Source organism: Ruminococcus sp. B05 (assembly GCF_003628495.1).
GTDB classification, from domain to species: domain Bacteria; phylum Bacillota; class Clostridia; order Lachnospirales; family Lachnospiraceae; genus Schaedlerella; species Schaedlerella hominis.
This window is the reverse complement of sequence record NZ_RBZR01000002.1, coordinates 154,621-179,032: the sequence shown is the minus strand read 5'-3', so window position 1 is coordinate 179,032 and position 24,412 is coordinate 154,621. Positions and strand designations below refer to the sequence as shown.

General features: G+C 37.7%; 28 protein-coding genes and 1 tRNA gene. 25 read left to right on the top strand and 4 right to left on the bottom strand.

Annotation, left to right across the window (positions count from 1 at the left end; all coding sequences use genetic code 11):
* Positions 1-48 precede the first annotated feature (48 nt).
* On the top strand, positions 49-1,521 hold the full coding sequence (gene malQ / locus D8Q48_RS03860; protein ID WP_118687708.1) for a 4-alpha-glucanotransferase: 1,473 nt from the start codon (positions 49-51) through the stop codon (positions 1,519-1,521).
* A gap of 94 nt (positions 1,522-1,615) precedes the next feature.
* Here malQ and D8Q48_RS03855 read toward each other — a convergent pair whose 3' ends face one another.
* The gene (locus D8Q48_RS03855; protein WP_330514313.1) at positions 1,616-2,422 is read right to left on the bottom strand and encodes a putative ABC transporter permease; all 807 of its coding nucleotides are present in this window, start codon (positions 2,420-2,422) and stop codon (positions 1,616-1,618) included.
* A 16-nt stretch (positions 2,423-2,438) separates the two neighbouring features.
* Positions 2,439-3,221 carry a tRNA pseudouridine synthase A gene (locus D8Q48_RS03850; protein WP_117989533.1) on the bottom strand — a complete coding sequence of 261 codons (783 nt, stop codon included), beginning with the start codon at positions 3,219-3,221 and terminating at the stop codon, positions 2,439-2,441.
* Positions 3,222-3,400: 179 nt separating this feature from the next.
* Here D8Q48_RS03850 and D8Q48_RS03845 point away from each other — a divergent pair, with 179 nt between their 5' ends.
* A complete protein-coding gene (locus tag D8Q48_RS03845; protein WP_117989703.1) occupies positions 3,401-3,874 on the top strand; it encodes an acyl-CoA thioesterase in 474 nt (157 codons plus the stop codon).
* Positions 3,875-4,181: 307 nt separating this feature from the next.
* On the opposite strand, the gene D8Q48_RS17100 is transcribed toward D8Q48_RS03845, so the two are convergent.
* Positions 4,182-4,766, bottom strand: a complete 585-nt coding sequence (locus D8Q48_RS17100) for a hypothetical protein (RefSeq protein ID WP_191855108.1) — start codon at positions 4,764-4,766, stop codon at positions 4,182-4,184.
* 119 nt (positions 4,767-4,885) lie between these two features.
* Here D8Q48_RS17100 and D8Q48_RS17095 point away from each other — a divergent pair, with 119 nt between their 5' ends.
* The 5 genes from D8Q48_RS17095 to D8Q48_RS03810 all read left to right on the top strand — a co-directional run bounded on the left by D8Q48_RS17095 (position 4,886) and on the right by D8Q48_RS03810 (position 8,996).
* A complete protein-coding gene (locus tag D8Q48_RS17095) occupies positions 4,886-5,032 on the top strand; it encodes a hypothetical protein (protein ID WP_172696952.1) in 147 nt (48 codons plus the stop codon).
* A gap of 426 nt (positions 5,033-5,458) precedes the next feature.
* Positions 5,459-6,247 (top strand): uridine phosphorylase, encoded by a 789-nt coding sequence (udp, locus tag D8Q48_RS03825; RefSeq protein ID WP_118687703.1) that lies wholly within the window; start codon positions 5,459-5,461, stop codon positions 6,245-6,247.
* Between the two features lie 41 nt (positions 6,248-6,288).
* Positions 6,289-6,954, top strand: a complete 666-nt coding sequence (gene deoC / locus D8Q48_RS03820; RefSeq protein WP_240577491.1) for a deoxyribose-phosphate aldolase — start codon at positions 6,289-6,291, stop codon at positions 6,952-6,954.
* 25 nt (positions 6,955-6,979) lie between these two features.
* Positions 6,980-7,792 carry a purine-nucleoside phosphorylase gene (locus D8Q48_RS03815; protein WP_117989538.1) on the top strand — a complete coding sequence of 271 codons (813 nt, stop codon included), beginning with the start codon at positions 6,980-6,982 and terminating at the stop codon, positions 7,790-7,792.
* Between the two features lie 13 nt (positions 7,793-7,805).
* Positions 7,806-8,996 carry a phosphopentomutase gene (locus D8Q48_RS03810; protein ID WP_118687700.1) on the top strand — a complete coding sequence of 397 codons (1,191 nt, stop codon included), beginning with the start codon at positions 7,806-7,808 and terminating at the stop codon, positions 8,994-8,996.
* Between the two features lie 93 nt (positions 8,997-9,089).
* Here the strand turns inward: D8Q48_RS03810 and D8Q48_RS03805 are convergent, their stop codons facing one another.
* Positions 9,090-9,341: a hypothetical protein gene (locus D8Q48_RS03805; protein ID WP_022074890.1), complete on the bottom strand. Its 252-nt coding sequence runs from the start codon at positions 9,339-9,341 to the stop codon at positions 9,090-9,092.
* 92 nt (positions 9,342-9,433) lie between these two features.
* Between D8Q48_RS03805 and D8Q48_RS03800 the strand changes: the two genes are divergently transcribed.
* From D8Q48_RS03800 to D8Q48_RS03715, 18 genes are all read left to right on the top strand, one after another.
* Positions 9,434-10,339, top strand: a complete 906-nt coding sequence (locus D8Q48_RS03800; protein ID WP_117989540.1) for a S8 family peptidase — start codon at positions 9,434-9,436, stop codon at positions 10,337-10,339.
* Positions 10,340-10,413: 74 nt separating this feature from the next.
* On the top strand, positions 10,414-10,764 hold the full coding sequence (gene ylxM / locus D8Q48_RS03795; protein ID WP_117989541.1) for a YlxM family DNA-binding protein: 351 nt from the start codon (positions 10,414-10,416) through the stop codon (positions 10,762-10,764).
* Position 10,765: 1 nt separating this feature from the next.
* Entirely contained in the window at positions 10,766-12,124 is a 1,359-nt protein-coding gene (ffh, locus tag D8Q48_RS03790) for a signal recognition particle protein (protein ID WP_117989542.1), read from the top strand.
* 72 nt (positions 12,125-12,196) lie between these two features.
* The gene (gene rpsP, locus D8Q48_RS03785; RefSeq protein ID WP_117989543.1) at positions 12,197-12,442 is read left to right on the top strand and encodes a 30S ribosomal protein S16; all 246 of its coding nucleotides are present in this window, start codon (positions 12,197-12,199) and stop codon (positions 12,440-12,442) included.
* Positions 12,443-12,485: 43 nt separating this feature from the next.
* Entirely contained in the window at positions 12,486-12,716 is a 231-nt protein-coding gene (locus D8Q48_RS03780) for a KH domain-containing protein (RefSeq protein WP_022074884.1), read from the top strand.
* A 93-nt stretch (positions 12,717-12,809) separates the two neighbouring features.
* Positions 12,810-13,313, top strand: a complete 504-nt coding sequence (gene rimM / locus D8Q48_RS03775; protein WP_022074883.1) for a ribosome maturation factor RimM — start codon at positions 12,810-12,812, stop codon at positions 13,311-13,313.
* On the top strand, positions 13,313-14,146 hold the full coding sequence (gene trmD / locus D8Q48_RS03770) for a tRNA (guanosine(37)-N1)-methyltransferase TrmD (protein ID WP_117989544.1): 834 nt from the start codon (positions 13,313-13,315) through the stop codon (positions 14,144-14,146). Before rimM ends, trmD begins: the two co-directional genes overlap by 1 nt.
* 133 nt (positions 14,147-14,279) lie before the next feature.
* The gene (gene rplS / locus D8Q48_RS03765; RefSeq protein WP_022074881.1) at positions 14,280-14,627 is read left to right on the top strand and encodes a 50S ribosomal protein L19; all 348 of its coding nucleotides are present in this window, start codon (positions 14,280-14,282) and stop codon (positions 14,625-14,627) included.
* 91 nt (positions 14,628-14,718) lie between these two features.
* On the top strand, positions 14,719-15,336 hold the full coding sequence (gene lepB, locus D8Q48_RS03760; protein ID WP_121055484.1) for a signal peptidase I: 618 nt from the start codon (positions 14,719-14,721) through the stop codon (positions 15,334-15,336).
* Positions 15,337-15,347: 11 nt separating this feature from the next.
* Positions 15,348-16,202 (top strand): ribosome biogenesis GTPase YlqF, encoded by an 855-nt coding sequence (ylqF, locus tag D8Q48_RS03755; RefSeq protein WP_117989546.1) that lies wholly within the window; start codon positions 15,348-15,350, stop codon positions 16,200-16,202.
* 12 nt (positions 16,203-16,214) lie between these two features.
* Positions 16,215-16,757: a signal peptidase I gene (gene lepB / locus D8Q48_RS03750; protein ID WP_022074878.1), complete on the top strand. Its 543-nt coding sequence runs from the start codon at positions 16,215-16,217 to the stop codon at positions 16,755-16,757.
* Complete coding sequence (locus tag D8Q48_RS03745; protein ID WP_121055482.1) at positions 16,750-17,514, top strand: ribonuclease HII; 765 nt, start codon at positions 16,750-16,752, stop codon at positions 17,512-17,514. The genes lepB (D8Q48_RS03750) and D8Q48_RS03745 overlap by 8 nt, the downstream gene beginning before the upstream one ends.
* Before the next feature lie 57 nt (positions 17,515-17,571).
* Positions 17,572-17,925, top strand: a complete 354-nt coding sequence (locus D8Q48_RS03740; protein ID WP_243116214.1) for a YraN family protein — start codon at positions 17,572-17,574, stop codon at positions 17,923-17,925.
* 75 nt (positions 17,926-18,000) lie between these two features.
* Positions 18,001-18,852, top strand: coding sequence for a peptidoglycan editing factor PgeF (gene pgeF, locus D8Q48_RS03735; protein WP_121055480.1), 852 nt, complete (start codon positions 18,001-18,003; stop codon positions 18,850-18,852).
* Between the two features lie 19 nt (positions 18,853-18,871).
* Positions 18,872-19,759: a mechanosensitive ion channel family protein gene (locus D8Q48_RS03730; protein WP_121055478.1), complete on the top strand. Its 888-nt coding sequence runs from the start codon at positions 18,872-18,874 to the stop codon at positions 19,757-19,759.
* Positions 19,760-19,819: 60 nt separating this feature from the next.
* Positions 19,820-19,892 (top strand) — tRNA-Thr (locus tag D8Q48_RS03725).
* 350 nt (positions 19,893-20,242) lie between these two features.
* Positions 20,243-22,501: an LPXTG cell wall anchor domain-containing protein gene (locus D8Q48_RS03720; RefSeq protein ID WP_121055476.1), complete on the top strand. Its 2,259-nt coding sequence runs from the start codon at positions 20,243-20,245 to the stop codon at positions 22,499-22,501.
* Positions 22,502-22,528: 27 nt separating this feature from the next.
* Positions 22,529-24,409: an isopeptide-forming domain-containing fimbrial protein gene (locus D8Q48_RS03715; protein WP_279230726.1), complete on the top strand. Its 1,881-nt coding sequence runs from the start codon at positions 22,529-22,531 to the stop codon at positions 24,407-24,409.
* Positions 24,410-24,412: the final 3 nt, after the last annotated feature.

The following is a 24,412-nucleotide window of genomic DNA, read 5'->3' as shown; positions in this document are numbered from 1 at the left end:
ATATTGTTTGTAAAATAAACAGAAGCGAGAAAGAAAAGAGGGAACAAAATGCGAGAAAGTGGAGTGTTATTACCAATATTTTCTCTTCCGTCAAAATATGGGATCGGTTGTTTTTCAAAAGAAGCATATACTTTTGTGGATCAGTTGAAAGAAGCAGGACAAAAAAAGTGGCAGATTCTGCCACTTGGTCCTACGGGATATGGCGACTCTCCGTACCAGTCTTTTTCAACATTTGCGGGAAATCCATATTTTATTGATCTGGAAAGTCTGATCAAAGAAGGTCTGTTGACGAAGGATGAATGCGATGCAGCAGATTTTGGAAACAAGGCTGATGAAATCGATTATGAAAAAATGTATTTTAATCGTTTTAAACTGCTTCGAAAAGCGTATGAACGTTTTAGCCCGGATAAGGAATATGAAAAATTTATAAAAGAAAATGAAGAATGGCTGACAGATTACTGTCTGTACATGGCAATCAAAGATTGGCAAGGTGGAGTAAGTTGGATTGAGTGGGAGGAAGGTTATCGTAACCGTCTTCCAGAGTATATGAAAAAAGCCGAAGAAGAATTGAAAGATGAAATCGGATTTTATCAGTTCCAGCAATATAAATTTGCATGTCAATGGAAGAAACTACATGATTATGCCAATGAAAAAGGAATTGAAATTATTGGAGATATTCCAATTTATGTTGCGTTTGACAGTGCAGACACTTGGGCAAATCCAAAATTATTCCAGTTTGATGAAGAAAATCTTCCAACAGCAGTAGCAGGATGCCCACCGGATGGATTCTCAGCCACAGGACAGCTGTGGGGAAATCCGTTATATAATTGGGAATATCACAAAGAGACAGGGTATACATGGTGGTTGGAACGAATTGCACATTGTTTCCGGTTATACGATGTAGTACGAATTGATCATTTTCGTGGATTTGATGAGTACTATGCAATTCCTTATGGAAGTAAAACAGCAGAGAATGGTTGCTGGCAGCCGGGACCGGGAATGGATCTGTTCAATACAATCAATGAAAAGCTTGGCGAATTAAAAATTATTGCAGAGGATCTTGGTTTTTTGACAGATTCGGTATTGCAGTTATTGAAAGACTCTGGATATCCGGGAATGAAGGTGCTTCAGTTCGCGTTTGATTCCAGAGAGTCTGGGAATTATCTCCCTCATACGTATCCGAAAAATTGTGTTGTATATACAGGAACACATGACAATACTACTACAAGAGCATGGTATCATGACGTGTCGAAAGAATGTAGAACTTATGCAAAAGAATATTTGCATAAGCCGGCATTAGATGAAGATACTCTTTCATGGGATTTTATTGCAATGGCAATGGGAAGTGTTGCAGATTTATGTGTGATTCCAATGCAGGATTACCTCTGTCTTGATGAGCGTGCAAGAATCAATACGCCATCTACACTAGGTGGAAACTGGGTATGGAGAATGGATAAAGATGCGTTGACAGATGAACTTGTAGAGCAGATGAAACAAATGACAGTGTTATATGGAAGATAAGATATTTTCTTAAATGTAGAAATCAATAGGATTATTTCATAAAAAAGACAGGAAGCAATTAATTTGCATCCTGTCTTTTTTGAGACAATACACATTATCGTTTCCAGCGTTTCTTTAATACTTCAAGAGATTCTTTGTGCTGACGAGATTCCATTTTCGGAAATGCGTTCATCAGACGGCGGGAAATACGACCCGGTTTGTCCGTTGATTCATGATAACGAGCGTGAAGAGATGCAATTCTGCTACGCAGTTCTTCGTTGATTTCCTGTGAACGTTCGCGGGCATCCAAAGCACGGATTGTTTTTTCAAAAATTTCTTGTCCAATCTGATCAGAAATTTCATGCATTTCAGCAGCAATTTTCTCCATAGCGGCCAGACGGCGATTAAATTTAAATATTGTAGAAGCTGTCACATATAAGTCTGCGATTAAAGTGATTCCAAGTATTATAATTAATATAATTCCGACAATTGTTGGGATGAACGCAAGCAAATCATGAACAAGCGGCTGTATAAAATAAATAATAAACAGACATGCAAATCCCCATACAATAGAAAATAACAGACATACATATCCGCCGATGTTTAATGGCATATCAGAATAATCCCACCATTTATTATGAAAAATTTTATCCATAGCCCATCCGGTAACTCCTTCCAATACTGTTACCAGGACGACGGAGAGAATATAGAGAACAATAATATCTGATTTATAAGGAGTTAGAACGGTTATAACAGCGGTAACTCCGACTCCATAAATAGGACAGATCGGACCATTTAAGAATCCTCGGTTTACAAAGTGATGTGTTTTAAAGGCTGCGAAACCAACTTCAGTACACCAGCCTAAAAACCCATATACAAAAAAGTATAGTAATATAAAATAAATTGACATTGATGATAGCATGAAAACTCCTCCTTATTTATTTGTATGTAATCTCATGAAGAAAGAGTCCATGAGAAGGACAACGTTTAGAAACAGTATCTTCTCCAGAAAAAATTAATGGAATGGAAGAGGCGTTTCGGCTGCCGAGTCCTATTTCTAATAACGTTTCTGTTAAGTAAAGTGGCATTTGATGTAGAAAATCATTTCCTTTTAGAAGAAAAAGAAAATCGGCATCAGATGGCTGTTCACACTTTAGAAGTAAATCTTTTGGAATATGAAATCCATTGAAAATTTCGATGGAAAGCAAATCCTTTTCGGTTGATTTTTTTGTCTTTCCAGAAGAAAAATGCTTGAAATCATGTCTTCCAAGCAATTGTTCTGAGGCATGCTGCATAGCATTAAAATCTAATGTATCCGGCAGGTGGTACTTGTATTTTCTTGTAAATACATCTGCAACCGGTGCACAGTTTACACGATAAAGATAAGTGATTGTTTGTGCATTTAATGAAGCATGAAAACGTTCAGAAACCTCTTCGGCAGAAATAATAGCAATATCTTGTGGAAGATAATGGTTTAATTCTTGCTTTAATTTTAATGCAGATAATGTAGTGTTTGTCTTAAAATTTACAATTTGTGCATCAGCGTGTACGTTTGTGTCTGTTTTGGCACCTGCAAATAAGGTAGTTTCTTCATCAGTGATTCGAGAAATCACTTCTGTCAGTTTTCCGGAGATGGTATTAGAAATTCCTTTCTTCCCAGGTTTCTGCCATCCTTGATAGCGCGTGCCATCATATTGAATCGTTAATTTTATGTTTTTCATAAGCAATCCTCTTTTCATATGTACTTTATATGATACATGAAAGGAAATAAATTTACCAGATAAAATAAATTGTATCTTATGTAAAACATAAAAAAGAATACTTTCAAACAAGAGCATAAAGCGTTACAATGAGACTAATTGCAAAAAAATATGTGAAAAAGTTGGAGGAAAATGTAAAAGTGCGTGAACAAAGACGGATGGAAGAATCTCGAGTTGAGACGGTATATATTGTTCGTCCGAATCATTTGAATGCAGCAGGAAGATTATTTGGGGGAATGTTGGTTCAATGGATTGATGAAGCAGCAGGTATTGTGGCGATGCGTCATACAAGAGAAAATTGTATTACAGCATCCATCGATAATCTGAAATTTATAAGAGGTGCATATCTGGGGGAACATGTTGTTATTATCGGACGGGTGACTTATGTTGGAAATACTTCGATGGAAGTGCGGGTGGATACATATGTAGAAGATAAGCAAGGAATGAGACGTCCGATTAACCGGGCATATCTGACAATGGTAGCGTTAGATGAAAATGATCATCCAATTCAAGTTCCGGGGCTGATTATTGAGACAGAAGAACAAAGAGGAGAATGGGAAGCGGCACAAAAGCGACGCGAGATGCGGGAACTCAGAAGAAAAGAAGGATTTTAGAACTAAAAAAGATGCAGACGATAATGTCAGCATCTTTTTTTATATATTAGGAAAGTGCTTTCCTAATATATAAAAATCGCTCCGCTATGGATGCGCACTGCGGCGTACAATGTAGGTGTCGCAAGCGACCGCCGCAGGCGCAAGAATGTGCAAAAACAGGTGAATTTAAGAATGGGAATTTTTAGAAAGAATTGTTTTGACCATTTGAATAGTACTGTCAATTTGAGCTTTTTCTTCCGGTGTTTTACCTTCTTTGATAATATCTAAGATTAAAGTGATTTCGTCGGGGGTGAAATGAATCCCCTGTTTATTTGCACTCGTGATCAGAGCCATCATAATCGGCATCAATTCCTTTCCGCTTTTTCCCGCTGTTTTGGTCGCAGCCATCGAAATGAGATTGTATTTCACCGGATTCATATTCTTTAGAAGTGGATGATTCATCCATTCGTTCATTTTGCGAGTCTCCTTCCTGTTGAAACATAGTTTGATACATTTGAAACATCTCCTGTTGTTCAGGAGAAAGCATTCCAGAAAATAAATCGGCAGGGGAAGCGGATGAAGTATCTTGAAAGGTTTGCATCATTTCCAGAATATTCAAAATGTTTTGAAAAGAAGCTAGCATTTGCGAGTCGTGTTTGGAAAGATAAGGTGCAATTTCGCTGATGATATTTGAGAAAGAAATAGGGGCGTCGGTTGTCTGAGAGTGGAGTTTAAGAGTACAGTGTTGGAAAAAATCAATCGTATATTCTAATTCGAGAAATTTAATCAGAATACCGAGCATTTTCTGATTGGTGACAGGGGTGTATGGAAGAATGAGTTTTAAAAGCTGCAATTCAGATGGTATGGTTAGTTCATCAAAGGGTGAAAGTGGTGTTGTTGATTTCTTTTCCATATCTGATATATATGATATGTCGAATAAAAATATGTGTGACAGGGAAGAATATGCAGGTGGAATAACCCGAGATAAAAAAAGAAGCATATTATATAAGAAAGGAAACAATGGAGTAAAATATGAAACGAAGATTAATTATTGATGGAAATGCCGTGTATGAATTAGATGAAGATTGTATGTTGAAGAAACGATTGGACAAAGGAAAAGAAAAAAGAGTGGAACAGGTGGCAAAAAATCAAACAGAGAGACAAAAGAAGAAAAATTGAATCGTGAGAGACAAAAAGGACAAATGTCTTTATGGGGAACATGAAAACATGGACATATTGAACAAAAATCAAACGAGAAAACTGTGAATAATAGATGAAATGCAAAAAAGAATAGGAGAAATGGACTGTAGTCCTATTAAAAGGAGGGGACATATGTCATAATTGGGAATATAGAGTCCTGAAGAGAAAAAAACATTCTTTGTTAAAATTTGAAAAATCTGTGCCCTTTCAAATGTATATACAGGATTCCCGGCATTGGTAGCGTTAAAACTTCCAAGTACATTGTATAATATGTTCCCTTATATTATTTCGCTGGTCGTTCTAGTGTTTGTATTAAAAAATTCCAGAGCACCTAAGGCGGAAGGAATACCATACGATAAAGGACAGCGATAAGACATAAAATAAAGACAGAAAGGTGGAAAAGGTATGAAAAATTATTCAGAAGATCAAAGCAGACAATATCATATTCAGGTGGCGAAGGGAGAAGTCGGACGTTATGTGATCATGCCGGGTGACCCAAAGAGATGTGTAAAAATCGCACAGTATTTTGATGATCCGGTTTTGATAGCAGATAATAGAGAATATGTTACATATACAGGAACACTGGATGGTGTAAAAGTAAGCGTAACATCTACAGGGATTGGCGGACCGTCAGCATCGATCGCAATGGAAGAATTATATAAATGCGGAGCAGATACATTTGTTAGAATTGGAACTTGTGGAGGAATGCAGACAGAAATTAAAAGCGGGGATGTTGTAATTGCAACAGGAGCAATCCGTATGGAAGGAACATCAAAAGAATATGCACCGATCGAGTATCCGGCAGTGGCAGATCTTGATGTTACAAATGCGCTGGTTGCAGCCGCAAAAGAAAAGAACTTTACTCATTATACAGGCGTTGTTCAAAGTAAGGATGCATTTTATGGACAGCACGAGCCGGAGACAATGCCGGTAGGGTATGAGCTTATCAATAAATGGGAAGCCTGGAAGATGATGGGATGTCTTGCATCAGAAATGGAGTCTGCAGCAATGTTTATCTGTGCATCTAAATTAAGAGCAAGAGCAGGCTCATGTTTCCTTGTTGTAGCAAACCAGGAGCGAGAGAAGCTTGGGCTTGAGAATCCGGTTGCTCATGATACTGACATGGCAATTCAGGTTGCGGTTGAAGCAATTCGTAAATTGATTAAAGCAGATCAGAAAATAAATAAAAAATAGTAAAAAGATGATATACTATAAATTGAAAGGAAGACTATATAATAGATATGAAAGAAATTTTAAAACATGTTGATCATACACTTCTTCTTCAGGGGGCTACTTGGGAAGAAATCAAACAGATTTGTGACGATGCAATGAAATATGAAACCGCATCTGTTTGTATTGCACCAAGCTACGTAAAACAAGCCGCAGAATATATGGGTGATAAGATGGCGGTTTGTACAGTGATCGGATTCCCAAACGGATATATGACAACTAAAGCAAAGGAATTTGAGACAAAAGATGCATTGGAGAATGGTGCTTCTGAAATTGATATGGTAATCAATATCGGATGGCTTAAAGATAAAAAATATGATTTGATCGAGAACGAGATCAGAGCTTTAAAAGCTGTCTGCAAAGACAAAATTCTTAAAGTTATCATTGAGACATGTTTCCTTACTGACGAAGAGAAGATTAAGATGTGCGAGATTGTAACAAACGCAGGTGCTGATTACATTAAGACATCGACAGGTTTTGGCGGAGCGGGAGCAACATTTGATGATATCAAACTTTTTTCACAGCATATCGGACCAAATGTGAAGATGAAAGCAGCAGGTGGTATTTCATCTATGGAAGATGCTGAGAAATTCCTTGAACTTGGAGCAGATCGCCTTGGCACAAGCCGTATCATTAAGATTGTGAAGAATGAGGAAGCAACAGGATATTAAAATTGAGTGAAAAGGAGTGGAAATTATGTATAAGAAATTAATGACATGTCTTGAAAGTGTAAAAAAGAAAATAGATTTTAAACCGGAAGTAGCATTGATTCTTGGTTCCGGACTTGGAGATTTTGCAGATGGAATTCAGATCGAGCAGACAATTGATTATTCAGAAATAGAAGGCTTTCCGGTTTCTACAGTAAAAGGTCATAAAGGACGTTTTGTATTTGGATATGTAGAGAATACACCTGTTGTGATTATGCAGGGACGTGTTCATTATTATGAAGGATATACGATGTCAGATGTTGTTCTTCCAACGCGTCTTATGGGAATGCTTGGAGCAAAGAAAATTCTCCTTACAAATGCGGCAGGCGGATGCAATCCTTCTTATAAACCAGGAGATTTTATGATGATCACAGATCATATTACAACAGCGGTACCAAGTCCATTGATCGGACCAAATATTGAGGAACTCGGAGTGAGATTCCCGGATATGAGTGAAGTATACAGTAAGCGCCTTCGCGATGTAATCCGTAAATGCGCAGCAGAATGTGGTATTGAGCTACAAGAAGGTGTTTATGTTCAGTTTACAGGACCAAGCTATGAGACTCCGGCAGAGATAAGACTTGCACAGAACTGGGGTGCAGATGCAGTTGGAATGAGTACAGCTTGCGAAGCTATGGCAGCACGTCACATGGGAATGGAAATCTGTGGAATTTCCTGCATTACAAATATGGCTGCAGGACTTTCAAAAGAAGCATTGGATCATAAAGAAGTGCAGGAGACAGCTGACCGCGTAGCAAAATCGTTTAAGGAACTTGTTACAAAAGTTATTGTAAACATGTAATGGAGTGAGGTTAATGAAAAAATATAATCGAATTTTTACAATTGTAATTGATTCATTTGGTGCAGGGGCAATGCCGGATGCGGCAGATTATGGGGATGCCGGAACTGACACAATGGGACATATTTCCGAATCAGTGGAAGAATTTTATATTCCAAATCTCCAAAAACTTGGAATTGCAAATCTTCATCCTCTTAAGCAGGTGACTCCTGTAGAACGACCAATGGGATATTATTCTTTCTTAAGAGAAGCAAGTACAGGGAAGGATACAATGACAGGGCATTGGGAAATGATGGGACTTCATATTACAAAGCCATTTAAAACATTTACCGAGACGGGATTTCCAAAGGAATTGATAGATGAACTTGAAAAAAGAACAGGGCATAAAATAATTGGAAATAAGAGTGCGAGCGGAACGGAAATTTTAGATGAACTTGCTGAGGAAGAAATTGCGACAGGACATATGATTGTTTATACATCAGCAGATTCTGTATTGCAGATTTGTGGAAATGAAGAGACGTTTGGGTTAGATGAACTTTATCGTTGTTGCGAGATCGCACGCGAAATTACAATGAAAGATGAGTGGAAAGTAGGTCGTGTCATTGCAAGACCGTATGTCGGAAAGAAAAAAGGCGAGTTTAAGAGAACAAGTAACAGACATGATTATGCTCTGAAACCATATGGAAGAACCGCATTGAATGCATTGAAAGATGCTGGATATGATGTGATTTCAGTCGGTAAAATTTTTGATATTTTCGATGGGGAAGGTTTGACGGAATCAAATAAGTCAAAAAGTTCTGTTCATGGAATGGAGCAGACAATCGATATAGCAAAGAGAGACTTTAAAGGGTTATGTTTCGTGAATCTGGTAGACTTTGATGCATTGTGGGGACATCGCCGAAATGTAAAAGGATATGCAGAAGAGCTCGAGAAATTTGATGTGAAATTAGGAGAATTTCTGAAGGAGTTAAAAGAGGATGATCTTTTGATCATTACAGCAGATCATGGAAATGATCCGACACATACAGGAACAGACCATACGAGAGAACAAGTTCCATTTTTTGCTTATTCTCCATCTATGGAAGGTTATGGAAAATTGCAGGATTCAGATACATTTGCAGTGATCGGAGCAACAATCACCGATAACTTTGAGGTGGAGATGCCAGAAGGAACAATTGGAAAATCTATTTTGGGAGAATTAAAATAAATTGTAAATTCAATTTATAGATATTTAGAGAAGGTGCTGTCAGTTGCGACAGCACCTTTTGAAGTTAGTATGAGAAAACAAAAAGAATAAATCTTAGCAGCCACATCCAAATCCGTTGCCGCATCCAAATCCGTTGTTTCCACATCCACCACAGAAGATAAGCAATAAGATAATCCACAGACAACTGTCTCCACCACATCCACAGCCGTCTCCGATTCGGTTATTGCCGCATCCGCCACAGAAGATAAGCAGCAGGATAATCCACAGGCAAGAATTATTTTCCCAGTTTCCTCCACAATTGTTGTCGCAACCACATCCACAGTTTGTAGCAGTTAAATCACTCATTCGATATATCCTCCAAAGATGATCATTTACAATGTTATAGTATGAACGGATATAAGAAAGTGTGAATAAATTGAAATAAAAAGGTTCTTTTTATGAAACGAGTAAAAGAAGCTATCGGATATTGGACAGAAGATATGGAAAAGGGGAAATATTTTGGTCAAGGAATCTGTATTGCTATATTGGATTCAGGGATTATTTTACATCCGGATTTTGACAGGCGGATTTTAGAATTTACAGACTTTGTTGGAAAACAAAAAGCGATATATGATGACAGCGGTCATGGTACGCATGTGGCGGGAATACTCGCAGGAAGCGGGAAGATGTCGGATGGTATATATCAGGGGATGGCACCAAAGAGTGAGCTGGTTGTAGGAAAAGTATTAGATCAGCAGGGAAATGGAACAATTCAGGCTGTAGAAGAGGGAATCCATTGGATATTGGAATTGAAAAAGAAAAGAAATATCCGTATTGTAAATATTTCGGTAGGGGCAAAGCCACAACTAAATAATATAGAAGAAAGAAACTTGTTGTCAGCTGTGGAGATGTTATGGGATGCAGGTCTGGTGGTTGTAGTGTCAGCGGGAAATTATGGCCCAAAGGATGGAACAATCGCTGTTCCGGGGAGCAGTAGAAAGGTGATTACAGTAGGAGTGACAGGCAGTTCACAAATTGTTAATGTTCATTCGCAAAAGGAATGGAATTATTCGGGGAGGGGACCGACAAAACAATGTGTTGTTAAGCCGGATCTGACAGCACCGGGGACAAAAGTAATAAGCTGTAACGGACAGTATACACATCGCTGGAAAAAGCCCTATGTAGCAAAGAGCGGGACGTCTATGGCAACTCCGGTAGTAGCAGGGGCAATAGCCTGTCTTTTGTCAAAATATCCGGATATGACAAATGTGGAGGTAAAGCTTAGACTTCGGGAAAGCTGTTTAAAAGAAGAAAAAGAGGAGCTGGGATGGGGAAAGTTGAATATGAGAAAGTTGATGAAATAAAAAACATAAAAGGTGTCAAGAAAAAACACTTGACACTACACGATATTTCGTGTAAGATAGCATAGGTGATAATTGTGAATGAAATATTAGAACAATCATTATTGTATGATTTTTACGGCGAGTTGCTGAATGATCATCAAAAGGAAGTGTATGAGCAGTTTGTGTTAGATGATTTATCTTTGAGTGAGATTGCTCAGGAAAAAGGAATCAGCAGACAGGGCGTACATGATCTTGTAAAGCGATGTCAGAAGACATTGGAAGGATATGAGGAAAAGCTGCATCTGGTGGAGAAATTCTTGTCTATTAAAGAAAAGGTAGGACAGATTGATAAAATGCTGGATACTTATGAAGAGACAGGACGAGATACAAAAGAGATGATTTCACAGATAAGGCAGATTTTGAATCGGATTATAGAGGAGTTGTAGAATGGCATTTGATAGTTTGACTGAAAAACTTCAGAATGTATTTAAAAACTTAAGAAGTAAAGGACGGCTTACTGAGGATGATGTCAAAGCAGCTTTGAAAGAAGTTAAGATGGCACTTCTTGAGGCGGATGTTAACTTCAAAGTTGTGAAGAGTTTCGTTAAAGAAGTTCAGGAACGGGCAATCGGTCAGGATGTGATGAATGGCCTGAATCCGGGACAGATGGTAATCAAGATTGTTAATGAAGAACTTATCAAGCTGATGGGATCTGAGACAACAGAGATTAAGCTTCAGCCGGGAAGTGCGATTACCGTTATTATGATGGCTGGTCTGCAAGGTGCAGGTAAGACAACGACAACTGCAAAGCTGGCAGGAAAGTTCAAGTTAAAAGGTAAGAAGCCACTTCTGGTAGCTTGTGATGTTTATAGACCTGCTGCAATTAAGCAGTTGGAAATCAATGGCGAGAAGCAGGGTGTGGAAGTATTTTCCATGGGTGATAAGATTAAACCTGCTGATATTGCAAAAGCTGCAATGGAACATGCAGCAAAGAATAAGAATAACATTGTGATTCTGGATACAGCAGGACGACTTCATATTGATGAAGAGATGATGGCTGAGCTTCAAGAAATCAAAGAAGCAGTTACAGTACATCAGACGATTCTGGTTGTTGATGCAATGACAGGACAGGATGCAGTTAACGTAGCAAGTAATTTCAATGACAAAATTGGAATTGATGGCGTTATTGTAACAAAGTTAGATGGTGATACAAGAGGCGGTGCTGCATTGTCAATTAAGGCAGTGACAGGAAAACCGATTTTATACGTAGGTATGGGTGAGAAGCTTTCTGATTTGGAGCAGTTTTACCCGGACCGAATGGCATCACGAATTCTTGGTATGGGAGATGTGCTGACGCTGATTGAAAAAGCAGGTGCAGAGATAGATGAAGAACAAGCCAAGAAGACGATGGAGAAGATGAAGAAAGCTCAGTTTGATTATGAAGATTATCTGGACAGTATGTCACAGATGAAAAAAATGGGCGGGCTTTCAAGCATAATGGGAATGTTGCCGGGTATGCCAGGAATGGGCAACAAGAAGATGCCGGAACTTGACTCGGAAGAAAACGAGAAGAAGATGGCAAGGATGGAAGCAATGATACAGTCGATGACAGTAGAAGAAAGAAGAAATCCAGATTTGCTGAATCCATCAAGAAAGCACCGAATCGCAAAAGGTGCAGGTGTAGATATTGCGGAAGTGAACCGCATGGTAAAACAGTTTAATGAGACAAGGAAGATGATGAAAAAGCTTCCGGGACTCATGGGCGGTATGGGTGGTAAAAAAGGAAAGTTTAAACTTCCTTTTTAACACATAGATAAAAAATAAAGCGAATAGTTCGCTGAAATTATGAAGGTAAAAAAGAAAGGATAGGTATTTAACATGGCAGTAAAAATCAGATTAAGAAGAATGGGACAGAAGAAAGCTCCTTTTTATAGAATCATTGTAGCAGATTCTAGATCTCCAAGAGATGGAAGATTCATCGATGAGATCGGAACATATGATCCAAACTGCAATCCAAGTGCAATCAAAGTAGACGAAGAAGCAGCTAAAAAATGGCTCAACAATGGTGCTCAGCCAACAGAAGTTGTTTCTAAAATCTTCAAAGCAGCTGGAATTGAGAAATAATTAAAAATTATTTAACGCAATATTTTCGCGGAGGTGCGCGTAAATGAAAGAACTGGTAGAGGTTATTGCAAGAGCATTGGTGGACAACCCGGATGGAGTTGTTGTTACGGAACGTCAGGAAGGCAAGACAACAGTGTTAGAGGTTCGCGTTGCAGATGGAGACATGGGTAAGGTGATCGGAAAACAAGGTCGTATTGCGAAAGCAATCCGTTCTGTAGTGAAAGCAGCAGCTACAAAAGATAATAAAAGAGTGGTTGTTGATATTGTTCAGTAAAGAAATGCTATAGAATATTTTGAAATATACTTAGCGATAAGAGAGGGACAGCCGTTAAGACTGTCCCCTTTATTTTAGATAAGGAGTTCGATTATGGAACAGTTATTACAGGTAGGTGTGATCTCATCTACACATGGAGTAAGAGGTGAAGTAAAGGTATTTCCTACAACAGATGATCCGCAGCGATTTAAAAGCCTCAAAAATGTAATACTTGACACAGGAAAAGAACAGATACCGTTGGAAATTCAGGGGGTTAAATTTTTTAAACAGTTTGTAATCCTGAAATTTAAAGGTATCGATAATATAAATGATATTGAAAGATATAAAAGAAGAAGTTTATTTGTAACAAGAGAAGATGCAGTAGAATTAGAGGAAGATGAATATTATATTGCAGATCTGATCGGTATGGATGTTATAACAGACGAAGGCGAAGAAGGAAAACTGGTAGATGTTATCGAAACCGGTGCAAATGAAGTGTATGTCGTGGAATTTGACAAGTATGGCGAGGTGCTGATTCCTGCTATTCATGATTGCATATTAGATGTGGATATAGAAGCTATGAGCATGAAAGTACATTTGTTGGAGGGGCTGGTATAATGAACTTCCATATAATGACTTTATTTCCGGAAATGGTGATGAATGGATTGAATACAAGTATCATTGGAAGAGCAATTTCCCGTGATTTATTATCCATAGAAGCTGTTAACATTCGTGATTTCGCTTTCAATAAACATCAAAGCGTAGATGACTATCCGTATGGTGGAGGGGCGGGTATGCTGATGCAGGCGGAACCTGTCTATTTGGCTTATCAGTCGATTGAAGAGTCCATTGCAAAGAGAAAGAAGGAAAGTCAAATTGAAAATACTTCAGCAAAGGAAGAACAGACAGAAAACAATTTAGATAAAAAGAAAACGAGAGTTGTTTATTTATCCCCACAAGGAGATACATTTAATCAGAAGATGGCAGAAGAATTAGCACAGGAAGAAGACCTCGTCCTTTTATGCGGACATTATGAGGGGATTGATGAACGTGTGCTGGAGGAGATTGTTACAGATTATGTTTCAATCGGAGATTATGTACTCACAGGAGGAGAACTCCCGGCTATGGTCATGGTTGATACAATTTCCAGACTGGTTCCGGGTGTGTTGCATAATGATGTATCAGCTGAATTTGAATCATTTCAGGATAATCTGCTTGAATATCCGCAGTATTCAAGACCGGAAGAATGGCATGGGAAAAAAGTACCGGCTATTTTGTTGTCCGGACATCATGCAAATATAGAAAAATGGAGACGCGAACAGTCTATTCTTCGAACGAAAGAACGTCGTCCCGATTTATTTGAAAAATGTGAGCTGACAAAAAAAGAGAAAAAATGGCTGGAAGAAGTAGAGGCTCAAAAGCAGAAACAAAATAAAAAGGGAAAAAGCTGACAGAAAAAGTACAAAACTACTTGCACAACAAGCAAAAATATGATAAACTACAACAGTTGTTTGTGAAAAGAAGAGCGATGGTCCTCTGGCACAATAGTGTGTTAAGAACGTCAAATATTAAGGAGGTCACACAATGAACGATATTATTAAAAACATTGAAGCTGAGCAGTTAAAAGAGAATGCTCCAGAAATTAACGTAGGAGATACTGTAAAAGTATACGCTAAGATCAAAGAAGGAAACCGTGAAAGAATTCAGGTTTTCGAAGGAACTGTTTTAAAGAAACAGGGTGGTGGAGTTAGAGAAACTTTCACAGTAAGAAAGTCATCCAACGGAGTTGGAGTTGAGAAAACTTGGCCAGTACACTCTCCACATGTAGAAAGAGTTGAGATTGTTCGTAGAGGTAAAGTAAGAAGAGCAAAACTGAACTACTTAAGAGGACGTGTAGGTAAGAGAGCTAAAGTTAAAGAATTAGTAAAATAGTAACGATGAGAGGGACAAGTACAGATTTGTAGTTTGTCCCTTTTTCATTATATGAAAGTAACTGTTGGTATGATATATTAAGAGATAGGCGATGAAAAAAAGAGCAAAGAAGAAAAGTTATACGATAGATCGAAAAAAGTGGAAATTATATTTCCGAAAGAAATGCCGCTCACTGAAAACAGAAAAAGTCAAGACAGCGATTGAATGGGGCACAGAAATTATTGTTGTATCTATTTTAGCATGGATGCTTGTGAGTTTTTTTGGACAGCGGGTAAGCAATGCCGGAGACTCTATGAGCCCGGTGTTGAAAAATGGAGATGTCGTGTTAATTAATCGGATTGTTTATGATGCCCGTAAGCCTAAAAGAGGTGAAATTATAGCATTTCGTCCAAATGGAAATGAAAACGCACATTATTGTATAAAGCGAGTAGTAGGGCTTCCAGGTGAAACGGTACAAATCAAAGATGGAAAGATTTATATTGATGGTAAAGTACAAAAGAAAAATGTCTACACATCAGATCTGGATTTTGCAGGAATTGCAGAAAAAAAGCTTACATTAGGTGAGACAGAATATTTTGTTTTAGGAGATAATAGTGCAGGTAGTGATGACAGTCGGCTTGCAGATATCGGGAATGTAAAACGTGAAGATATCGGCGGAAAAGTTTGGTTTGTGACAAATATAGGAAAGAATTTTGGATTTGTAAAATAGAGGAGGAAGATATGCATTTTCAGTGGTATCCAGGTCATATGACAAAGGCAAGAAGAATGATGCAGGAGAACATTAAATTGATTGATCTTGTGATCGAATTAGTTGATGCGAGAATTCCTGTCAGCAGCCGTAATCCTGATATTGATGAATTAGGAAAAAATAAGGCAAGACTGATCTTGCTGAATAAGTCAGATTTAGCAGAAGAGAGATGCAATGATGCATGGATGGAATATTTCAAGAAAAAAGGATATTCTGTTGTAAAAGTAAATTCAAAAAAAGGCGGAGGGATTAAATCAATACATGGTGTGATCCAGGAAGCTTGTAAAGAAAAAATTGAACGAGACAGAAAAAGAGGAATTTTGAACAGACCGGTGCGAGCAATGGTTGTTGGAATCCCAAATGTAGGTAAATCAACATTTATTAATGCACTTGCAGGAAAAGCCTGTGCAAAAACAGGAAATAAACCGGGTGTTACAAAAGGAAAACAATGGATTCGTTTGAATAAAAATGTGGAATTATTAGACACACCTGGAATTTTATGGCCGAAATTTGAGGATCAGAGTGTGGGATTGAAGCTTGCATATATTGGCTCGATCAAGGATGAAATTCTGAATACAGAAGAACTGGCTGCAAAATTATGTGAGTTCTTGAATGATAAATATTCGGGAATATTGGCAGAAAAGTATGATATAGAGGAATCAGACGATGGTTTTGCGATGTTGCAGGAAATTGCAAAGAGCAGACATTGCCTTGTAAAAGGAAATGAGTATGACACAGAAAAGGCAGCAAAACTGATGTTGGATGATTTCCGAAATGGCAGACTTGGAAGAATAACATTAGAATTTCCGGATGAGATGGATGCATAAAAGGGGCGTACAATGAAAGAAAGAAGTATTTTAGGGGAGTTGCTTAGTTGGCTTATCTACATTGTGATCGTTGTTATTTTGTCATTAGGAATCATTACATTTATTGGGCAGAGGACAAAAGTGAGCGGTCATTCTATGGAGACGACACTGTCAGATGGAGATAATCTGATCGTAGATAAAATCAGTTACCGATTCCGTGATCCAGAGAGATTTGAAATTATCGTATTTCCATTTCAGTATGAAGAACATACTTATTACATTAAACGAATCATTGGTCTTCCGGGAGAAACAGTGCAGGTGATAGATGGATATGTTTATATCAATGGAGAAATGCTGGATGAAAATTATGGATTGGAAGTTATGGACGATCCAGGAATTGCAGCAGAGCCAATTACACTGGGAGAAGATGAATATTTTGTGTTGGGAGATAATCGTAATCATAGTTCAGACAGTCGTGACCCATCGGTGGGAGTTCTTCATCGAGATGATATTATGGGAAGGGCATGGATTCGAATATGGCCGTTTGATAAGTTTGGAGTGATTAAGCATGAGTGAGAAGATCAGTGATATAAAGCTTGTATTTGAACAGGCAAAAATAGATGAATATCCGGAATTATATAAAAAATATGAATCCGATTCCCGTGCGGGAGTTAAGAATCTGATCCGTAAATATCAAAAACAGGAAGAAAAGCTTGAGCAAGAGAGAGCGCGATTAGAGCAGATGCGAGAATATGAGCATTGTTATGCTGCCTGTAAATGGATTTGTGGGATTGATGAAGCAGGCCGAGGACCTTTGGCAGGTCCGGTTGTAGCAGGGGCTGTAATTCTTCCGGAAGATTGCGAGATATTGTATCTGAATGATTCTAAAAAGCTTTCTGCAAAAAAGAGAGAAGAATTGTATGATGAAATTATGGAGAAAGCAATTGCGACAGGGATTGGTATGGCATCTCCGGCGAGAATCGATGAGATTAATATTTTGCAGGCTACATATGAGGCAATGAGGGAAGCTATTCATAATTTAGGAATTATGCCGGATATTTTGCTCAACGATGCAGTTACGATACCAGACATTACAATTGCTCAGGTTCCGATTATTAAAGGAGATGCAAAGAGTGTATCTATTGCAGCGGCAAGTATTTTAGCAAAGGTGACGAGGGATCGCCTGATGCTACAATATGATAAAATTATGCCGGAATATGGATTTGCAAAACATAAAGGGTATGGTTCGCAGGAACATATTGCTGCATTGAAAGAATATGGACCAACACCAATTCATAGAAAAACATTTATCAAGAATTTTATAGATGAGTAAAAAACAGCCTATCTTGAAAAATAAGTTGTTTTAAGTGGTATCATGCGATATGATATTATGAATAATAGAAAAATAGGAAGCGTATATGAACAGGCAGCAGGCTACTATCTGGAACAGCAGGGATATGAGATTTTACAATATAATTATCGCTGTCATGCCGGAGAGATTGATATTGTTGCGAGAGATGGTTCGTATATTGTATTTTGTGAAGTGAAATATCGGAAAGGCAGAGGGACAGGGAATGCATTGGACGCTGTGAATGAAAAGAAACAGCGGGTGCTCTGTCGCTGTGCCTTATTCTATATTATGGAACATAATCTTGGAGAGAATCAGGCATATCGTTTTGATGTAGTAGGGATTGAGAAGAATAGGATAAATGTTGTTCAGAACGCATTTGCTTTTCATTCATAAAAAATACACAGAGTTGTGATAAAATACAAATATGTGAAAATTATAAAATGATCATACAGAATAAGGGAGATAAGGATGAGTCTTGGAATAATATATAAAGATAAGAGACAAATTTTTCGTGAGATAGAAAAGGAAGCACCCTATTTGGAATATCCGCTCTTGACAGATACAAAAATTGTGCATCATGGATTTTCAACCAGACTTGGTGGTGTGAGTCAAGGATGCTATGCATCGATGAATCTGAGCTTTACAAGAGGGGATGATGAAGCAGCAGTTCGTGAGAATTATCATAGAATCGCAAAATCAATCGGGGTGAAATGTGAGAATATGGTACTTTCCCAACAGACACACACAACTAATGTAAGAGTAGTAACGGAAAAAGACAAAGGAAAGGGAATTGTGACACCATTGGATTATACAGATGTGGATGGGATGGTTACAAATATCCCCGGAATTTGCCTTGTGACGTTTTATGCGGATTGTGTCCCGTTATATTTTGTAGACCCTGTTCAAAAGGCAATCGGACTTAGTCATTCCGGCTGGCGTGGAACAGTGGGGAAAATCGGAAAAGAAACAATTCGTAAGATGGAGGAGCAATATGGGTCTGATCCAAAGGATATTCTGGCAGCAGTAGGTCCGTCTATCTGTAAGGATTGTTATGAAGTCAGCGAAGATGTGATTTTAGAATTCCAGAAAAATTTTAGAGAAAGATATTGGAAAGATTTGTTTTATCGCAAAGAGAATGGAAAATATCAGCTGGATTTATGGAAAGCAAATGAAATCATATTTAAAGAATCCGGAATATTGCCAGAACATATTGCTGTGACGAATGTATGTACACACTGCAACAGTGAGATTCTGTATTCGCACCGTACAAGTGGAGACAGAAGAGGAAATCTGGCAGCATTTCTTGCATTAAAAGAGTAAGGCGACAGGAGGGCAGTATATGACAACAACAGATGAGCTTCAGCAGTCGGCGGAAGCATCCGTAAATGAAGTGACTGAAAATATGAGTCAGTTCAGCAACTATATACAAGAACATATACCGAATTTGATAAACTTAGGTATAAAAATAATCATTGCAATCATCATATTTATGATAGGACGTGTAATTATAAAATGGATTCGTAAAAGTATCCGTTATTCCTTTCAGGTAAAAGAGACAGATGCGGGAATTGCAACATTTGTAGATTCCCTGGTAAAATTCGGATTATATATATTATTAATTATTATCATTGCAGGAAATCTGGGAATTGAATTATCATCAATAACCATGTTATTTGCATCAGCAGGTGTCGGTGTATCGTTGGCATTGCAGGATTTTATAACAAATTTTGCAGGTGGCATCATGATTCTGTTATTGAGACCGTTTACTGTCGGAGATTATATTATTGAAGATACGAATAAGAACGAAGGTACAGTAAAAGAAATTAAAATTTTCTATACAAAATTGATGACGATAGAGAACAAGGTAATTGTGATTCCAAATGGAAAACTTATGAATAACAGTCTGACAAATGTGACAGAGCGTGATGAACGAAGATTGGATTTGAAGGTTGGGATTTCATATGAATCAGATTTGAAGAAAGCAAAAGAAATTCTGGAAAGATTATTGCTTAGTCACAAAGATATATTAACGAACGAAGACTGGAAGGTGTTTGTGGACTCATTGGCAGACAGTTCCGTAGTTTTAGGAATCCGTGCTTATGTGAAGATGGAAAAATACTGGGATACAAGATGGGAACTTCTTGAACAGATAAAATTGACATTTGATGAAGAAGGAATTGAGATTCCATATAATCAGTTGACTGTGCATATGCAAGAAAAAGAATAAAAAACAGTTGAAATTCCTAAGAAAAGACGATATAATATATGAGGTTGCTATAAAACCAATGCCGAAATAGCTCAGTTGGTAGAGCACTTCACTCGTAATGAAGGGGTCGTCGGTTCAAGTCCGATTTTCGGCTGTATAGAGGTGTAGATTCAAGTTGAATCTACACCCTTTTTGTTATATAGGATATTTTTCTATTGTAATAAAAGGCATCCCGCTGGATGCACATTTTTGTCCATTAAACATATACCAAAACAATTCATGATTTTTAGTAATTGTTTACAAAAATAAAAAAGCATCTTGTGATATGTTTTTTATTATGCTATGATGCAATCACAACTCAAACATTCTAATAAATTCTAATATCTATGGCAGATCGCCAGCTTATTTCAATGTTTGATTAAAAACGAATAGACAAAGGAGGAATGCCTATGAGTGTCGGATTCTCTTTCTTACTGTTTTAATAATTGAAGAAGGAGGAAATATATGAAGAAGGGAAAAATTCTATTCGCGATAACAGGAACGATTATCTTGTTGCTGCAATCAATTCTTCCGGCCGTAGCGATTGATGAATCAGAAGATTTAAAAAGCATTAAGGCGGAATTAGAGTCGATGATCCCGGAAGAAGAATTGGGAAAATATGGAAAAGGTGAGGTGATAGGAGAAGCATATATTGATCAAGAGGAAAGTTACCACGAGGAAAAAAATCCAGAGGAAGCAGATGAAGGAATTATGTTATTGTCTGCGGTGGGATCTCCGGCTGTGATTACTCCGGGAGCAGGACATTCGTATGGGTCCTGGGGGACTTGTGAATTTAGCGTGAAGACACAAACGGGGACATATCTTGGATTTTGTGCAGAGCCAAATTCGACGACACCAAGTGGAACATTCAGTGTGTCAGAGTTAAACAGTGACATAATTAAAGCATTGATCTTATGTTATGTAATTCCAGAATTATATGAAAATTTAGGGAAAAATATTTTCAATGAAAGCGATAGAAATACTTATGCATATTGCCATGCGGCAGTTGGGTATGCGTATTGTGGCAGTTTGACAGGCTTATCTGCTTCAATGGCACAGGGAATTAAAAACATGGTGGCTGTAACCCAAAATCAGATGGCAACAAACGGGACTTTGCAAAGATATATGTCGGAGTATAAAACATATGTTGCCTACAATGCACAGCAGGATATTGTGTGGGTAGAGCGTGCACCAAAAGGAAATATAAGAGTGTTGAAGACATCGACAAAGCCTGGGATTACAAATGGAAATACCTGCTATAGTCTCAATGGTGCAGTTTATGGAGTCTATACTGATCAGGCGTGTACAAATCAAGTGGCAACTCTAACGACAGATAAAGATGGAAATTCAAATGTAGCACAATTGGATGCAAATACATATTGGGTGAAAGAAATTAAAGTGCCTACAGGGTATGCCTGGAATCATACAGTATACAATGTGACAATTCGTTCGGGAGAAACAGCAGTTGTTAAAGTGTCGGACGCACCAACGATGAACCCGGTTGAAATTTTATTGAAAAAGGTGGATGCAGAGACTTTGAAAAATGTACCACAAGGCTATGGGACTTTCGAAGGAGCATTGTTTGATGTGAAGTTTTATGCTGGGAATTATGAATCGGACCCGCAACAACAGGGAATTAAACCTGCTCGTTCGTGGGTGATAAGGACAGATTCAGAAGGTGTTGGAAAATTAAGAAATGAATATCGAGAATCAGGCGATGAATTTTACATAATGGACAATGGTGAAATTGCATTTCCATTAGGAACGGTTGTAATACAGGAAATTGCTGCTCCGGAAGGATATCAGATAAATCCAGAAGTAATTGTGCGGAAAATAACAAGTGAGAATAAAGGAGAAGAAATCGTAGACAGTTATCAGAATGCTCAGATTTCGGAACAGGTTCTAACATTGGATATCGTTAAGATCCAAAAAGAAACAAAAACACCGATATCCGGGGCAAAATTTATTCATACAATGCCTGATGGAAGCCAAGAAGAAGTAACGACGGACGGGCAAGGAAAGGCTGTACTAAAAGGATTGACACATGGTGAACATATGGTGGAAGAATCTTTTGTACCAGATGGTTATACAAGGAATCCGGGGAAAATTAGATTTCAAATTTCAGGAAATAATCAAATTGAATTAAAGGAAAATACTTCGACAGTACAAAATGGAAAAATGCAGTTTGAGAAGACGGTGGCGGGAGCTGCAATACAGGTAGAAGACGTTTGTGCTCCATATAAGCTTTTGATAGATAAGAAAAATGAAGATGGTAAAAAGTTAAAAGATGTTGAATTCACTTTGTATCAGGATAAAGAATGTAAAAAGAAAATTGCATGTAGTAAAACTAATGAGAACGGAGAAGCAAAGTTTGAAGGACTTGCAGTAGGAGAAACATATTTTATAAAGGAGACAAAGGCTCCACAAGGATACAGAATTCCGGTAAATGTAGATGGAAGCGATAAAATATACGAAATATCAGTAGCAAGTAATCCGATGGAAAATATATTTACCTGTCAGATTGATCGGAAAATATATCAGCTGGAGGATAGTAAAAGCATTATATCAGGAACAAAAGAGGAGCGGGTTGTAACGATCGAGGTTGTAAATTATAAAGGAAATAAATTGCCTAAAACAGGAAGTAATTGGAATCTTTTATTTTTGGTTGCAGGTATTGTGTATGTGTTAGGAGCGATATGGTGGAAGATGCCTTGTAAAAAATAAGATAAACAAGAAAGTGAGATAAAAATTATGAAAATGAGAAAAAATATTGTACTAGGAATGGCAGGAGTGATGTTATTAAGTGGGATAGCACCCATGATACCTGGGACTGCATTACAAGAACTGGTACCAATTGTAAAGGCTGAGGATAAAAGTCCAATTTACACCCAGGGTGGGGTTGCAGTTCTAGGGAACAGAGAAGCAGTGATTACGATAAAAGGAAATGAAGGGCAGAATCTGGTTGGAAAAAAATTCCGTATATATCAGTTGTTTTTAGCAGAGAACGCCAGAGATGGAGAATCGGTTAACTATACATGGAATCCTAATTGCGAGGCAGCACTGAAGAATGTGACAGCAAAAGAATTGACAAAAAAGGGAAAGAAAACAATCCCGGAACAGGTGACAGAGTATATGGCAATCGATTATATACAGTCATTAAATGCAAATCAAGTAGAGGGAGCGAAGGCAGAACAAAAAGAAGAAGGAACCTACAGTGAATTTCGATACTTTGTTGAAGAGTTAAGAGATGAATTAGAGAAGCTTTCGGTAAATTCAGATTGCGTAGAAGTAAGAGGGGTGAGACCGGATAATGTTATTCAAATCAGAGGAATGGCATATGGGTATTATATTATTGATGAGGTGACAGAAGTGAGTAATACATCTTCAGCAAGTTCATTATGCATGGTCAATACAGCAAATCCGACAGCAAGCATATCAATTAAATCAGATTATCCGGTAATTGCTAAACAAGTACAGGAAGATGAGGCAAATGAAAATATAAAAGATCCAAACCGATGGAATGACATTGGGGATTTTGAAATCGGTCAATTTGTACCATATCGATATGAATCTAATATTTCTAATATGAATGGTTATCGTACATACTATTATGCATGGCATGACAGAATGGATGATGCATTAACATTTCTTAAAGACACTGTAAAAATCACAATCTCAGGAAACATTTCCGATACTCGGAAAAAAGAATATACATTAAAAGAATCTGAATATCTGCTCAATACGATGCCGAGTAATGGCGACACATTTCAAATTTTAATACCAGATATAAAAAGTATTGTAGATAGAGAATTTCCAAGATTTAATTCTGGACAGGAAAATATTTATGATCAAAAAGTTACTCTGAGTTATAAGGCAATATTAAATGACAGGGCAGTACAGAAAATAGGAAGACCGGGAATTGAAAATGATGTCCGTTTAGAATTTTCAAATAATCCGGATTCGAACGATGGAGGAAGCAGCAGAGGATTTACACCATGGGATACCGTTATATGTTTTACATATAAATTGCAGGTGCAAAAAGTGAATAATTATCAGAAAACATTGGCAGGTGCAAAATTCCGTTTATATAGTGATGAAGCTTGTCAAAATGAAGTGTATGTAAGAAAGGAAAAAGACGGGTACGCAGTTGTAAATCGAGATGCAGTCGGAGGAACGGATCATGTCGGTGGAAATAAATTTGAACGTGCTGTCGAGATGGTTTCACCGGAAAATGGACAATTTGAAATTTACGGTTTGGATTCTGGAACGTATTACCTAAAAGAAACAAAGGCACCTGCAGGCTATCGATTGTTAAAGGATCCGGTTAAACTTGAGATAAAGGCAATATTTACAGATGATAGAGATCATTATGTGAAGGGAAGCGGAGCAAATGATACAGTATTAAAAAATCTAAATGTGACGGCTAAAGTAGATTCATTTTACAGTGGTATTATGCATAGTGAAGAGAAGGAATTGAAAACAAATGCCGAAGAAGGAACAATTAATCTGACAGTAATAAATCAGGTTGGAAGTAAGCTTCCGGTTACAGGAACACCCGTTGTTCTGATTATGGTCTTAAGTGGAAGTATTTTAATGACAGTTGCAGTATTGAGCAGCAAACGAAAACGATAAGAT